Source organism: Allobosea sp. TWI1241 (assembly GCF_039673065.1).
In the GTDB taxonomy this organism is placed as follows: Bacteria; Pseudomonadota; Alphaproteobacteria; order Rhizobiales; family Beijerinckiaceae; genus Allobosea.
Genome location: NZ_JBDJKW010000006.1, coordinates 116414 through 129169 on the forward strand (window position 1 = coordinate 116414; position 12756 = coordinate 129169).

15 protein-coding genes are annotated in these 12756 nt (G+C 71.9%); 8 read left to right on the top strand and 7 right to left on the bottom strand.

The window, feature by feature from the left end; all coding sequences use genetic code 11:
* Positions 1-288: 288 nt before the first annotated feature.
* From ABE438_RS10070 to mobA, 7 genes are read left to right on the top strand one after another with little or no spacing between them, the layout of a single operon-like run.
* On the top strand, positions 289-618 hold the full coding sequence (locus tag ABE438_RS10070; RefSeq protein WP_346502475.1) for a c-type cytochrome: 330 nt from the start codon (positions 289-291) through the stop codon (positions 616-618).
* On the top strand, positions 615-1889 hold the full coding sequence (locus ABE438_RS10075) for an FCSD flavin-binding domain-containing protein (RefSeq protein ID WP_346502476.1): 1275 nt from the start codon (positions 615-617) through the stop codon (positions 1887-1889). Before ABE438_RS10070 ends, ABE438_RS10075 begins: the two co-directional genes overlap by 4 nt.
* Positions 1886-2977, top strand: a complete 1092-nt coding sequence (locus tag ABE438_RS10080) for a YeeE/YedE family protein (RefSeq protein ID WP_346502477.1) — start codon at positions 1886-1888, stop codon at positions 2975-2977. The genes ABE438_RS10075 and ABE438_RS10080 overlap by 4 nt, the downstream gene beginning before the upstream one ends.
* Positions 2974-4296 (top strand): FAD-dependent oxidoreductase, encoded by a 1323-nt coding sequence (locus ABE438_RS10085; protein WP_346502478.1) that lies wholly within the window; start codon positions 2974-2976, stop codon positions 4294-4296. The genes ABE438_RS10080 and ABE438_RS10085 overlap by 4 nt, the downstream gene beginning before the upstream one ends.
* 14 nt (positions 4297-4310) lie before the next feature.
* Positions 4311-4751 (top strand): thiosulfate oxidation carrier protein SoxY, encoded by a 441-nt coding sequence (locus tag ABE438_RS10090; protein ID WP_346502479.1) that lies wholly within the window; start codon positions 4311-4313, stop codon positions 4749-4751.
* A 10-nt stretch (positions 4752-4761) separates the two neighbouring features.
* Positions 4762-5088, top strand: a complete 327-nt coding sequence (soxZ, locus tag ABE438_RS10095; RefSeq protein WP_346502480.1) for a thiosulfate oxidation carrier complex protein SoxZ — start codon at positions 4762-4764, stop codon at positions 5086-5088.
* Positions 5089-5144: 56 nt separating this feature from the next.
* Positions 5145-5786 (top strand): molybdenum cofactor guanylyltransferase MobA, encoded by a 642-nt coding sequence (gene mobA / locus ABE438_RS10100; protein WP_346502481.1) that lies wholly within the window; start codon positions 5145-5147, stop codon positions 5784-5786.
* A 4-nt stretch (positions 5787-5790) separates the two neighbouring features.
* Here mobA and ABE438_RS10105 read toward each other — a convergent pair whose 3' ends face one another.
* Both ABE438_RS10105 and mobB read right to left on the bottom strand, forming a co-directional pair.
* Positions 5791-7059 carry a molybdopterin molybdotransferase MoeA gene (locus ABE438_RS10105; protein WP_346502482.1) on the bottom strand — a complete coding sequence of 423 codons (1269 nt, stop codon included), beginning with the start codon at positions 7057-7059 and terminating at the stop codon, positions 5791-5793.
* Positions 7060-7064: 5 nt separating this feature from the next.
* On the bottom strand, positions 7065-7619 hold the full coding sequence (mobB, locus tag ABE438_RS10110; protein ID WP_346502483.1) for a molybdopterin-guanine dinucleotide biosynthesis protein B: 555 nt from the start codon (positions 7617-7619) through the stop codon (positions 7065-7067).
* A gap of 185 nt (positions 7620-7804) precedes the next feature.
* Between mobB and ABE438_RS10115 the strand changes: the two genes are divergently transcribed.
* The gene (locus ABE438_RS10115) at positions 7805-8113 is read left to right on the top strand and encodes a hypothetical protein (RefSeq protein ID WP_346502484.1); all 309 of its coding nucleotides are present in this window, start codon (positions 7805-7807) and stop codon (positions 8111-8113) included.
* A gap of 60 nt (positions 8114-8173) precedes the next feature.
* Here the strand turns inward: ABE438_RS10115 and ABE438_RS10120 are convergent, their stop codons facing one another.
* From ABE438_RS10120 to ABE438_RS10140, 5 genes are all read right to left on the bottom strand, one after another.
* Positions 8174-9673, bottom strand: coding sequence for a 5-methyltetrahydropteroyltriglutamate--homocysteine methyltransferase (locus ABE438_RS10120; protein WP_346502485.1), 1500 nt, complete (start codon positions 9671-9673; stop codon positions 8174-8176).
* Positions 9674-9753: 80 nt separating this feature from the next.
* Entirely contained in the window at positions 9754-11352 is a 1599-nt protein-coding gene (locus ABE438_RS10125) for a hypothetical protein (protein ID WP_346502486.1), read from the bottom strand.
* Between the two features lie 46 nt (positions 11353-11398).
* Positions 11399-11923: a hypothetical protein gene (locus ABE438_RS10130; protein WP_346502487.1), complete on the bottom strand. Its 525-nt coding sequence runs from the start codon at positions 11921-11923 to the stop codon at positions 11399-11401.
* 11 nt (positions 11924-11934) lie between these two features.
* Positions 11935-12297 carry a DsrE family protein gene (locus ABE438_RS10135; protein ID WP_346502488.1) on the bottom strand — a complete coding sequence of 121 codons (363 nt, stop codon included), beginning with the start codon at positions 12295-12297 and terminating at the stop codon, positions 11935-11937.
* Positions 12298-12323: 26 nt separating this feature from the next.
* The gene (locus ABE438_RS10140) at positions 12324-12563 is read right to left on the bottom strand and encodes a sulfurtransferase TusA family protein (protein ID WP_346502489.1); all 240 of its coding nucleotides are present in this window, start codon (positions 12561-12563) and stop codon (positions 12324-12326) included.
* Between the last annotated feature and the right edge of the window lie 193 nt (positions 12564-12756).

Genomic DNA, 12756 nt, shown 5'->3' on the forward strand with positions numbered 1-12756 from the left:
GCTGCCCCGGCCGGCCGTGCCATCGGTCTGCGTCCTCATGCGCCGCCCGCCGGCTCCCGGTGCCCGGCGCGCATCCGCAGCCTTCCCTGCCCTTCCGGCAGCCCGGCTTGACGGGCGATTTGGGCGGCTTCTATGGTCGTGCGGTCGAAGGTGTTCGCGTCGCGCCATGCCCGGTTCGGGCTCTGCCACCGTAGCGAGCGGACCTTCCAGCTCCAGTCAAACATGATCGGCGACAGGCCGGGCCTTGGGCCCGTGCGCTTCCGGCGCGCGGGTGTGGGAGGATGGCGGATGAAGCAACTCGCACCGGCCCTGGGCGCGGCGGCGCTCCTCATGGCCGCGACGGCTCCCGTCGCGGCCGAAACCCCGTCAGCGGCGGATGCGGCTATGCTCGCCGGCGGCTGCATGAGCTGCCACGGGCCGCAGGGCGCCTCGCCCGGCGCCATGCCCTCGATCGCGGGGCGGCCCGAGCAGGAACTGGCGACGCTGCTGCTGGCCTTCCGCGCCGGCGAAATCCCCGGCACCACCGTGATGACCCGGCTGATGAAGGGCTTCGCACCCGAGGAGATCGCGGCACTCGCACGCTATTACGCCGCTCTGCCGGCGAGGAGCACGCCATGATCACGCGTCGCGACCTCCTGCGCGGCGGTGCCGCCGCCCTCGCCACGCTCGCCGCCCCGCATGTCGCGCGGGCGGCGCCCGCCCGCGTCGTCGTGGTCGGCGGCGGCTTCGGCGGCGCCACCGCGGCGCGCCAGCTTCGGCGCCTCGCCCCCGAGATCGCGGTGACGCTGGTCGATCCGGCGCCGCGCTTCGTCACCTGCCCCTTCTCCAATCTCGTGCTGGCGGGCCTGCGCAACATCGGTTCGATCAGCCACGACTTCGCCGCTCTCGAACGGCTGGGCATAACGCGGGTCCAGGCCGCGGCGCGCGAGATCGACCAGAGCGGCCGCCGGCTCGTCCTCGCCGACGGCTCGGCCCTGCCCTATGACCGTCTGGTGCTCTCGCCCGGCGTCGACATGCGCTGGGATGCGCTCGAGGGCTATGACGAGGCGGCCGCCTCGCTCGCCCCCCATGCCTGGAAGGCCGGCGAGCAGACGCTGCTGCTGCGCCGCCAGCTCGAAGCCCTCGAGGATGGCGGCCTCGTCGTGATGACGGTGCCGGACAATCCCTATCGCTGCCCGCCCGGCCCCTATGAGCGCGTCGGCCTGATCGCGCATTATCTGAAGACCGCGCGGCCGCGCGCCAAAATCCTCGTGCTCGACGCCAAGGACGCCTTCTCGAAGAAGGCGCTGTTCCAGGAGGGCTGGAAGGCGCTCTATGGCGACATGGTCGAATGGATCGGCCAGGCCGATGACGGCGCCGTCGTCCGTGTCGACGCCGCGAGGCGCGAGGCGGTCACCGCCTTCGGCACGGTGCACAAGGCGGCGGTGCTCAACGTCATCCCGCCGCAGCAGGCCGGCGCCATCGCCCGGCGCGCCGGGCTGACCGACGCCTCCGGCTGGGTGCCGGTGAAGCCGGAGAGCTTCGCCGCCCGCCAGGGCGAGCACATCCATGTCGTCGGCGACGCCACCCAGGCCGCGCCCATGCCGAAATCCGGCTTCTGCGCCAGCGGACAGGGCCGGCTCGCCTCCGCCGCCATCGCCGCCGAGCTCGGCGGGCGGCCGGCGCCGCGCCCGGCCTGGATGAACACCTGCTACAGCCTGGTCGGGCCCGATTACGGCATCTCGGTCGCGGATGTGTACCGCGTCGCCGAGGGCAGGATCGCGACCGTGCCCGGCGCCGGTGGCGTCAGCCCGCTTGGGGCCGATTCCGCCTTCCGCGCCGCCGAGGCACGCTTCGCCGGCGGCTGGTACGACGCGATCACCGCCGACATCTGGGGACCGCGGCGATGAGCGCGCCGGGCACGGTGATCTGGGCCGGCTTCGGCCTCGGCATCGTGCTGGGCGCGGCCGGGCGCCTCAGCGGCTTCTGCCTCTATCGCGGGCTGAAGGAGCGCTGGAGCGGCGGCGACGGCCGGCCGCTGCGCGGCTTCGCGCTCGCCCTGCTGGTCGCGCTGGTCGGCACCCAGGCGCTGCAATTCGCCGGCTGGATCGAGCTCGGCCAGTCGGCCTATCTGCGCACCGCCTTCTCCGCCCCCGCCATCTTCCTCGGCGGGCTGGTCTTCGGCGCCGGAATGGTGCTGGCCAATGGCTGCGGCTTCCGCGCCCTCGTCCTGCTCGGCGGCGGCAATCTGCGCTCCCTCGTCGTGCTGCTCTGCCTCGGCACCGCCGGCTATGCCGCGCTTACCGGCGTGCTGGCCGGCGCCCGCGGCGCGCTCGGCCAGATCGGCCGTGTCGAGCTCTCGCTGCCGCCGAGCCTGCCGGAGCTGCTGGCGCTGGCCGGGCTGCCCGCAGGCGCCGCCACGCTGCTGGTCACCGGGCTCGTCGCGCTGGCGCTGCTCGCCTTCGTGCTGCGCGAGCGGGCGCCCGCCGGCCGCCGGCTCGCCGACAGCCCTGCCCTCGTCTTCGGCAGCGCGCTGGTCGGGGCCTGCATCGTCGCCGGCTGGGCGGTCACCGGCGTACTCGGCGCCGACGATTTCGAGCCGGTGCCGCTCGCCTCCGCCAGCTTCATCGTGCCGGTGGGCGACACGCTGCTCTATCTGATGCAGGCGGTCGGCCGCGCCCTCGCCTTCGGCCCGGCGCTGGTCGCCGGCGTGGTCGTCGGCTCCTTCCTGCTCGCCGCCGCCCGCCGCGACTGGCGCATCGAAGGCTTCTCGGCCGCGCGCCCGGTCGGCCGCTATCTCGCCGGCGGCGCGCTGATGGGCGTCGGCGGCGTGTTCGCCGTCGGCTGCTCGATCGGCCAGGGGCTGAGCGGCGCCTCGACGCTGTCGCTGACCAGCCTCGTCGCCATCGCCGGCATCCTCGCCGGCACGGCGCTGACGCTGCGCGCGACCACGACACCATCGACCGCTTTCGACAATAAAGGGGAGGAGACAGCATGATCAGCCGCCGCCATCTCATCGCGACCGGGGCCGCGGCGCTGGCCTCGGCGCCCGCCCTCGCCCGGCCCGCCGTGGTCACCGACGCGACGCAGCTTCTGCCGCGCAGCGGCCCGGCCAGCCCGCGCATCGTCATCTGCGGCGGCGGCTGGGGCGGCCTCTCCGCCGCCAAATACCTGCGCCAGCAGCTGCCCGAGGCCGAGGTCATCGTGATCGAGCGCAACCCGGTGTTCTGGTCCTGCCCGATCAGCAACAAATGGCTGATCGACGTGGTCGACACCAACTACCTGCTGCACGACATGTTCGCGCCGGCACGGCGCCATGGCTACACGCTGATCCAGACCGAGATCACCGCGATCGAGCGCGACAAGAAGCTGGTGCGCACCGCGCAGGGGCGGATCGACTACGACTACCTCATCCTCGCCGGCGGCATCCGCAACGCCTACGATGTTTGGTTCGGCGACGACCGCCGCGCCATCGAGACGACGCGGATGAGCTTCCCCTCCGCCTACATCCCCAACAGCGAGCATGTCGCGCTCAAGAACAAGCTGAAGACCTTCAAGGGCGGCACCATGGTGATGACGCTGCCGCCGCCGCCGCATCGCTGCCCGCCATCGCCCTATGAGCGGGCCTGCGTCATGGCCTGGCACATGAAGGTCAACAAGATCCCGGGCAAGATCGTCATCCTCGATCCCAAGACGCGCATCATGCCGATCGGCGGCGGCTTCCGCGCCGCCTTCGAGGAGCTCTATCCCGACATCATCCAGCACGTGCCGAACGCCGCGGTGCGCGAGGTCGATCCCTTCAACAAGCGCATCAAGACCTCGGCCGGCGATTTCGACTTCGACGACGCCGTGCTGATGCCGCCGCACCAGGCCGCCGACATGGTCTGGTATGCCGACCTGATCGCCAAGAATCCCGAGGGCAAGCCGACCGGCTGGGCCGACATCCACCCGACCATGCTGCACGCCCGCAGCGACGACAGCGTCTATGTGATCGGCGACGCCATGGGGATGATCTCGCCGCAGTTCGGGCACTATCCCAAGAGCGGCCATGTCGCGAACTATGTCGGCAAGATCGTCGCGACCTATCTCGCCCAGCGGGTCAGGAAGCAGGAGGTCAAGGTGCTGCTGCCCGACAACCTGTGCTACATGCTGGTCAATGGCGATCCGCGCGAAGCCATCTCGGTGCAGTTCGACTACGAGCTGATGGCGGACGGCACGGTCAGGCAGACCCAGATCGACGTCGACATCCGCACGCCCGACCTCCTGGAGGAGGACTTCAAATGGGCGCAGCGCATGTATGGCGACTTCCTGGCCTGAGAGGAGAGACGACCATGCCCGTGACACGGCGCGAGACCCTGGCACTCGGGGCGGCGGCAGCCGTTGCCCTCGCCGCCCGCCCGGCCCTGGCGCGTGCCGAGGTCGACGCCCTGCTCAAGGAGTTCACCGGCGGCCGGCCGACCCGCAGCGACGGGCTCTCGCTCGACGTGCCGCTGACCGCCGACAATCCCAATGCCGTGCCGGTGGCGGTGAAGCTGGCCGAGCGTTTCAGCGACAGCCTCTGGTGCGAGGAGATCCTGATCATCGCCGACCGCAACCCGCGGCCGGCGGTCTGCCGCTTCCGCTTCGAGCGGCGCATGGGGCTCGCCGACGTGGCGATCCGCGTGCGCCTCGCCGAGAGCCAGTCGGTGATCGCGCTGGCGCGGATGAGCGACGGCAGCGTGCTGATGCAGTCGAAGCCGGTGACCGTCGCCGGCGGCGGCTGCGGAATGTGAGGAGGTCGCCATGTCCAAGCCACGCATCTGGCTGAGCAACCGCAAGCCCGCCAAGGGCGAGGTCGTCATCGTCAGGGCCATGGTCGCCCATCCGATGGAGACCGGGCTGCGCAAGCAGGCGAGCGGCGAGCTGGTGCCGCGCAACATCATCAACAGCTTCGCCTGCACGCTGGACGGCGCCACGCTGTTCACCTGGCGTCCCGAGACAGCGGTCTCGCCGAGCCCCTATCTCGAATTCCGCTTCATCGCCGAGACCGGCGGCGAACTCGCCATGCGCTGGACCGACGATGCCGGCCAGACCATCCTGGCGCAGGAGAGGATCGAGATCGCGGCCTGAACGACGCGCGGCCCCGGTACGGGCCGCCGTCGACAGCGCGTCTTCAAGACAAAGGCATGGACGCAGCCCACCTTCCCTATCCGGCGACGATCGGCGTGCTGCTGGCCGGCGGGCTGGCCCGGCGTATGGGCGGCGGCGACAAGGCGCTGCGGCTCATCGGCGGGCAGACGCTGCTGGCACGGGCCACCGCGCGCCTCGCCCCGCAATGCGCCGGCCTGATCGTCAACGCCGATGGCGACCCGGCCCGCTTCGCCGGTCTCGGCCTGCCGGTTGTGCCCGACACGCTGCCGGACCATCCCGGGCCGCTGGCGGGCGTGCTCGCCGCGCTCGACTGGGTGCGGCACCACCGCCCCGGCCATGACTGGGTCGTCTCGGTGCCGACCGACGCGCCCTTCCTGCCACGCGATCTCGTCGCACGGCTTCATCAAGCGCGGATCGCGGCGGGCACGCCGCTGGCCTGCGCCGGCTCGGGCGGGCGGGTGCATCCGGTGGTCGGGCTCTGGCCGGTCGCGCTGGCGGAGAGGCTGCGCCATGCGCTGACGGTCGAGGAGGAGCGCAGGGTCGGGCGCTTTGCTGCCCTGCAAGGCGTCGCCGCGGCCGAATGGGCGAGCGAGCCGCTCGACCCCTTCTTCAACCTGAACCGGCCGGAGGATCTGGCGGCGGCCGAGGCAGCGCTCGCCGCGACGCCGGACGCCTGAAGCCTCAGCGCAGCAGCGCGTAGCTCAGGAAGCCGACGGAATCGCCCGGCGCCACCTCTTCCAGCGCTTCCGGCAGTTCGACGAGCCCGTCCGTCTGCGTCAGCGAGGTCAGGATGCCGGAGCCGTCCTGCGGATGCTTCACCGCCTCGACAGCGCCATCGGGCGTCAGGCGCAGGGCCGCACGCAGATATTCGCGCCGGTCCTGCTTCTTGCGATGCGAGAAGGCCGCGCAGACCCGCAGCGCCGGCGGCGCCGCCGGCCGCCCGCCCGCGAGCGCGGCCAGAAGCGGCCGCACCAGATGCGCGAAGGTGACGAAAACCGCGACGGGATTGCCCGGCAGCCCGACGAAGGCGGCGGCCTGCCCCGGCACGGCGGACGGAATTACCCCCATGGCGACGGGGCGGCCGGGCTTGATCGCCAGGCGCCAGACATCGAGGCTGCCGACCTCGCGGACCGCCGACTTCACATGGTCCTCCTCGCCGGCCGAGACGCCGCCGGAGGTGAGGATGAGGTCGTGGCCGGACGCCGCTTGGCGCAGCGCTCGCGCGATCGCGGTGCGGTCGTCCCCGAGGATGCCGAGATCGCTGACCTCGGCGCCGAGGCGCCGCAGCAGCGCCTGGAGCAGGAAGCGATTGGCGTCGTAGATCTGGGCCGGGCCGCGCGCACCGCCCGGCGAGACGATCTCGTTGCCGGTGGAGAACACCGCGACGCGGATGCGCCTGCGCACCGGCAGCGCCGTCAGCCCGAGCGCCGCCGCGAGCGCGATCCGCTCCGGCGTCACCAGCTCGCCGGCATGGAGCGCCAGCGCACCGGCGGCGACATCCTCGCCCGCCGGCCGGCAATTCGCCCCGGCTGACAGCCCGGCCGGCAATGCGACCGCCGCGCCCGCGAGCCGGACATCCTCCTGCATGAACACGGTATCGAGCCCCGGCGGCATCGGCGCGCCGGTGAAGATCCTCACCGCCTGCCCGGCCGAGACGGCAAGGCCGGGATCGCCCGCCGGCACGCGCGCACCGACCGGCAGCAGGCTCGGCCCGGCCGCGGCCAGATCGGCATGGCGCACCGCATAGCCGTCCACCGCCGAATTGAAGAAGGGCGGCAGGTCGATCGGCGCAGCGATGTCGGCCGCGAGCTGGCGACCATCCGCGTCGAGCAGCGCGACCGTCTCGACCTCCGGCACTGGCTGCAGCCCCTTGACGACGCGCGCCAGGGCCTGCTCGACGGTGAGGAGGCCGTCCGCGAGGGTGAACTGGTCGGCGGAGAGCTGGGCCATGGCGCTCAGCTCTCCGCGAGCGCCGGCGCGGCGGCCGCTGCCAGCGCAGCCAGCACCGCCTTGCGCGGCGCCGCGGCGTTCAGGACGAGCTCGGCCGCGCCGTCGAGATCGTCGAGCGCGACCAGAGGCACGTTCCAGCCGGGCGGGGCGGCGACATCGCTGATCAGGCCGCGGACATCGTGCAGCGTCGGAAACAGGAAGGGCTTGCCGTTGGCGGCGCGGTGCACCTCGATCTTGGGGTGCGCCTCGTGCTTGAACCCCTCGACCAGCACGAGGTCGACCGGGGAGAGCAGCGGCAGCAATTCGCTGAGCGCCGCCTCCCGCGGGGTGCGCCGCTCATGCATCAGCGCCCAGCGCCGGCTGGAGGCGACCAGCACCTCGCCGGCGCCCGCCATGCGGTGGCGATGGGAATCCTTGCCCGGCACGTCGACGTCGAAGCCGTGATGCGCGTGCTTGACGGTCGAGACGCTGACACCCCGCGCCGTCAGCCTTTCGAGCAGCTGCACCAGCAGCGTCGTCTTTCCCGCGCCGCTCCAGCCGGCGAGGCCCACGATCTTCATGTCGAACCCATCATATCCATGGCCGGCGAGCTTAGTGCGCCGGGGCGGTGACGGCCAGCACCCGGCACCGCGCGACAGGGTCGCGGGACGCCGCCGACTCCCGCCCCGTCTGGAACAGATCGCGGCGTGGCTCGTTGTCTCGCGACAAGGAAGCGCGCGTCGCTTCGCCAACCGGAGCATGATCCATGTCCGCTTTCAGCCGTTGCCTCGCCGCCGCGACCCTTCTCGGCCTGAGCGCCGTGTCGGCACCGGCGGGCGCCGTGACGGACCCGACCGACGGCGCCCCGCGCATCCAGCTGGCCCAGACCACGACGCCCGGCGCCACGGCCCCGCAGTCGCAGACCGATCCGCGCAAGCCCGGCGAGCCGCCGGCGGCCGCACAGCCGCCGCAGGAGGGCCACAGCCCGCTGCCGGTGAAGCCCTCCGACCGTAACACCTCCGAGACCGGCCAGCCGGCCCAATCGGTTCCGCCGGGCCACAAGGCAAAGGACTGACGCGCGCGAAAGCGCCCGCCCGACGCAACCCTGCGAACGCGCCCCGAGAGCCCCCTGCCCTCAGGCGCGGAAGCGCTGGACGGCGCTCGCGATCACCGCCAGCTTGTCCTGCGCCGAGCCGGTGCAGCAGATCGGATTGTCGGCGAAGGTCGCGAAGCCGCAATCGGGATGCAGCAGCACCCGCTCGCGTCCGAACAGGCCGATCGCCTGCTCGATCCGGCGTGCCACCGCGTCCACCGCCTCGGTGTGATGGTCCTTCTGGTTGACCACGCCGACGCCGATGCGCGCCTCCTGCGGCAACGCCGTCAGGATTTCCATCTCCCCGGCGCGCGGCGTGCACATCTCCAACAGATAGGCGCCGACCTTGACCTGCGACAGCATGCCGATCAGCGGCTCGTAGCTTCCGGCGAGCGCGACGCTCTCGTCCGGCGTCCAGTTGCCGCGGCAGACATGCAGCGCGGTGCGCTCGCGCGGCATGCCGTCGAGCACGGCGTTGAGCAGGTCGCGCGCGAAGCCGAGCTCGTGCTCCGGCCCGAGCGATTCTGACAGCGCCCCGCACATGAAGGAGCGCTTGTTCTTGGCCCCCGAGAACACGACCTCCGACAGCACCGGCTCGTCGAACTGCACGAGCGCGGCGCCGGCGTCCATCAGCTCCGCCAGCTCCTCGCGTAGCACCCGCACGATGTCCTCGGCGATCTCCTCGCGGCTGGCATAGGCTTGGTCGGAGATGCACTCCATCCACATGGTACGCGCCAGCAGATAGGGCCCGGGCAGCGCCACCTTGATCGGCTTATTCGTAACGGTCCGGGCGAAGTCGACCTCGTGCGCCACCAGCGGGCGCGAGCGCGAGAGCCGGCCGAACACGGCGGGATGGCGCACGTCGCCGGCCGGAATGTCGAGCGCGCGCAGCTCGGCCTCGAACTCCTCCGGATGGTCGACCAGCGGCAGCAGATCGACCAGCGGGATGAGCTGGCAGTTGTCGAGCCGGCTCGCGACGAAGCTCGCATAGGAATCGCGGCGCTGCTCGCCATCGGTGATCACGTCGACCCCGGCCTTCTCCTGCGCCGCCATGGCGAGGCGGACCGCGTCGTCGGCGGTCTCCTGGAAAGCCGCCTCCGACAGCCGGCCCTCGACATGGGCGTGCATGGCCTCGACCATCCAGCGCGGCCGCGGCCAGGAGCCGATGCCCATCACCGCCAGCGCCGGGATCGCGGGCGCGGCAACCGGCGTGCGGGTGCGGACCGGCGCGGCGGCGGGCGCCGCTGCGGCGACGGCCGCCACCGGCGCGGCCGCGCGCTCGGCCAGCTTGCCCTTGCAGACCAGGAAGGAGCGCTGCTTCTTCACCTTGGTCCAGGACACCAGCTCGTTGCCGGTGAGCCGGCACCAGGCCGGCAGGTCCTCGTCCACCGAGATCTCGGTCGAGCGGATCTCCAGGAGCCCGCCGCGCGGCAGCGGGTCGATATGCTTGCGGATCAGCAGCAGCAGCCCGTTGCCGCAGTCGAGATCCCCGCCGTCGAAGCCGACATCGGGGGCGTGGCTGTGAGCGTCGCTCGGGTTCACGGCATCTCCTTCCGTCGCGGCGGTGTCGCCGCGGTCCGGCCGGCTTGGCGCCGGCCTCGATAAACCGGCCGTGCCGGCGCTCAGGCGCCGCGGCGGCGGCCGAGTTCGAAGCCGATCGCGCCCATGGCGAGGCCGGCGATGGCCAGCGCCGCGATCAGCCCGGTCGAGAGGCCGGGAGCGGGCGGTGGCGGGGCCGAGACCGTCGCGGCCTGGGCGGAGCCGGCGGCCGGGGGCACCGGCGCGGCCTGAGCGCTGGCCCGGGTCAGCAGCGCCGCGGCCTGGTAGCCGCGGTTGAGCAGCGCCCGGCCGACATCCTTGAGGATCGCCTGGCCGGCGACGCGGCCCTGGCCGAGCACAAGATCGACATTCGCGACCGCCGGCCCGCCGAGATTGATCGAGCGGTTGCCGTCCTTGTCCTCGATATGCCAGTCCGCGACCTTGTCGCCGTCGATGCGGTTCACCGCGACGCGGAAGAAGCCCTCCGGCCCCTCGGCCTTCTGGCCCGGGCGGATGCGGATCTCGTCGCGGTTGACCAGCATGAAGCCGAAATTATGCCCGGTCGGGCAGCCGACCGGATAGGCGGTGAAGCGCCCGTCGAACTGATAGGGCTTGCCGTATTCGAAGACGATGGTGCGGTCGTAGAGCTTGAGATTGGCCTTGCCGTCCTTGAAGCCCTCAGGCCAGGGCGAGAGGAAGCCGGCGACGCCGTCATGCTCGAACACCAGCGCCTTGCGCGCCGCGGTGTCCTCGATCAGCCGCTGCGGCTGGATCGGCCCGAGCGTCTTCTCGAACACGGTCTTGCCGCCCTCGAGAACCGCGACCGTCACCGTGCCGGCCGCCTCGTCGATCCCGGCGACGCGGATGGTCTTGGTCCCGCTCGGCCAGCTGTCGCCGCTGGCCGCCAGCCCGGCGAACAGGCGCTCGCCCGCCAGCATCCGGTCGGTGCGCACGCCGGAGATCCAGTCGAACACCAGCTTCTGCGGGCCGGCTTCGCGGATCTTCCCCTGGTTGTAGAGCTGGGTGAAGCCGCTCGCCCCCTGCCCGGCCCACCAGCCCGGCTGGTTGGCCGAGAAGACCGGCGCGCCGAAGGCCCATTCCCAGTCCTGCCCGGCGATGGTGCGCACATGCATGGCGTGGTTGGCCGTGCGCTCATGCCCGACGGTGGCGAAGTAGTGATAGACCTGCCCGCCGACCGCGACGCTGCCGCCGGCCGGGATCGTCACGTCCTCCTTGATGACGATCGACATGTCGTAGTCGATATAGGTCGGCATCCGGCCGAGCACCGGCAGCGGCTCGCCGCGCAGCGCCGTCTCGCCGCCCCAGGTGTCTTCGAGATAGGCCAGCCCGCCCGGCGGGATCACCACCTCGCCGTTCTCGACCCGGCTCTTGCGAATGAGAACGCTGTCGAACTTGGGCGGCCGGTTCAGGCCGAAATCGTCCTTCACCGCCACGCCCTGCTTCAGCCCCGGCAGGCCGGGCACATAGGCCGGGTTCACCGGCCGGTCGGCGACCAGCGAAAAGGGCGGCGGCGGCAGGTCCTGCGTCGCCACCGGATGGGCGATTGGCACGCCCGGCGCCAGCGGCGTCAGGCGGCTCTCGGCCCCGGCCGTGAGCGGGGCGGCGAATGGCACGGCGCAGCCCAGGGCCGCGGCGACGAGGAAGCGGGCGGTCTTGTGCATGGCGGTCCCTCGCAGCGGGGTGTCGGCGACGGTTCAGGTCGGCGGTTCAGGCCGGGCGCGCGGGCGCGTCCGGCAGCTTGCAGGCGCTGCCGCGCCGGCCGGAGAGGTAGAGCGCCCCCCAGCCGGTCAAAAGCAGCGTGTTGAGGAAGATCAGCCATTTCGGCACGCCGGCCAGCAAGCTGCCCGCCATGCCGAGCCCGACCAGCGAGAGCACCGGCGCGAGGCAGCTGACGCAGAGCGCCGAGACGGCGAGCGCCCCGCCACCCAGCGCAGCGCCGGCGGTGGTGCCGGCGCCGTTGCGCCGCGCCGTCGCCAACGCGAAGCCGACGAAGCCGAGCGCCGCCGCGACCGAAAGCAGCGAGAAGATCTCCTGCTTGCGCTGGAAGCTGATCCACCAGGCCTGCCCGCGCGCATAGGTGAGCTGGCCCGCGCCCAGGAACTCCTCGGGCAGGAAGCCGCAATCCTCGGCGGCGGTCGCCGATTGCGGCATTTCGAAGAGCAGGTGGCTCAGGCCGAGATAGCCGAGGCCGCCGACCAGAGCCAGGACGAGGGCGAGCGTGCGCGGGCGCATGGCGGCCCCGTTCAGTAGCTGATCGCGGGGGCGCCTTCGCCCATGAACTCGACGAGCTTGGCCCCGCCGACGATCTTGGCGCCGGCGACGAGGTTGTCCTCGTCGAGGCCGCGCTTCTTGAAGCAGGGCGAGCAGACATAGATCGTGCCGCCGGCGGCGGCGAAATTGCTCATCAGCTCCTTGAGCGGCGCGAAGCCCTCCTCGTGGATGTCGTCGGCATAGCCGGCCTGCGACAGGCGGGTGCCCTCGATCGACAGGAAGACCACGGTCTCCTTGTCGGAGGCGACGGCCGCATTGGCGATGACGAAGCCGACGGTGGCCTTGTCGGTGTCGTTCTTGGCGACGCTGATCGAGACGACGAACTTGCCGGGCATTGCTGAGGCTCCTTGCGGGTGTGGGGTCAGGTCCAGTCCGGGCGCGAGCGGATCCAGAAGCTGTGGCTGTCCGGCTCGTGGCGGAGAAGGTCGTTGCGGGTCATCCGGCACCAGGCCGGGATGTCTTCCGGAGCGCCGGGATCGCGCGCGATGACGCGCACGACCTTGCCCGGCGCGCTCCGCAGCTTGATGCGGAGCAGCAGCACGAGATCGCCGCAGCCGGTATAGCCGGCATCGTAGGTCTCAGACGGCTCGCTGTCGTCCATGCACGTCCCGCCGCGCCGCGCGACCTCGTCGCCCGGGCACGTTAATGAATCCGGTGTTGCTGGAAGAAAGCGGCCCGCTTCCGCCTACGCCCCGCCGGCTACGGCGGTTGGCCAGCCCGAACCGGGCATGGCGCGCGAAAGTGCGACCACTGTGGCCGAGCCTAGCGATCGCACCCGTGGCGTCAAGCGAGCC

Bases quoted from the DNA above. Each gene is read 5' to 3' on its own strand.
- ABE438_RS10125 (WP_346502486.1), bottom strand. From the start codon at position 11,352: ATGCACAAGACCGCCCGCTTCCTCGTCGCCGCGGCCCTGGGCTGCGCC.
- ABE438_RS10135 (WP_346502488.1), bottom strand. From the start codon at position 12,297: ATGCCCGGCAAGTTCGTCGTCTCGATCAGCGTCGCCAAGAACGACACC.
- ABE438_RS10140 (WP_346502489.1), bottom strand. From the start codon at position 12,563: ATGGACGACAGCGAGCCGTCTGAGACCTACGATGCCGGCTATACCGGC.
- mobA (WP_346502481.1), top strand. From the start codon at position 5,145: ATGGACGCAGCCCACCTTCCCTATCCGGCGACGATCGGCGTGCTGCTG.
- ABE438_RS10130 (WP_346502487.1), bottom strand. From the start codon at position 11,923: ATGCGCCCGCGCACGCTCGCCCTCGTCCTGGCTCTGGTCGGCGGCCTC.
- soxZ (WP_346502480.1), top strand. From the start codon at position 4,762: ATGTCCAAGCCACGCATCTGGCTGAGCAACCGCAAGCCCGCCAAGGGC.
- ABE438_RS10085 (WP_346502478.1), top strand. From the start codon at position 2,974: ATGATCAGCCGCCGCCATCTCATCGCGACCGGGGCCGCGGCGCTGGCC.
- ABE438_RS10105 (WP_346502482.1), bottom strand. From the start codon at position 7,059: ATGGCCCAGCTCTCCGCCGACCAGTTCACCCTCGCGGACGGCCTCCTC.
- ABE438_RS10080 (WP_346502477.1), top strand. From the start codon at position 1,886: ATGAGCGCGCCGGGCACGGTGATCTGGGCCGGCTTCGGCCTCGGCATC.
- ABE438_RS10075 (WP_346502476.1), top strand. From the start codon at position 615: ATGATCACGCGTCGCGACCTCCTGCGCGGCGGTGCCGCCGCCCTCGCC.
- mobB (WP_346502483.1), bottom strand. From the start codon at position 7,619: ATGAAGATCGTGGGCCTCGCCGGCTGGAGCGGCGCGGGAAAGACGACG.
- ABE438_RS10090 (WP_346502479.1), top strand. From the start codon at position 4,311: ATGCCCGTGACACGGCGCGAGACCCTGGCACTCGGGGCGGCGGCAGCC.
- ABE438_RS10115 (WP_346502484.1), top strand. From the start codon at position 7,805: ATGTCCGCTTTCAGCCGTTGCCTCGCCGCCGCGACCCTTCTCGGCCTG.
- ABE438_RS10070 (WP_346502475.1), top strand. From the start codon at position 289: ATGAAGCAACTCGCACCGGCCCTGGGCGCGGCGGCGCTCCTCATGGCC.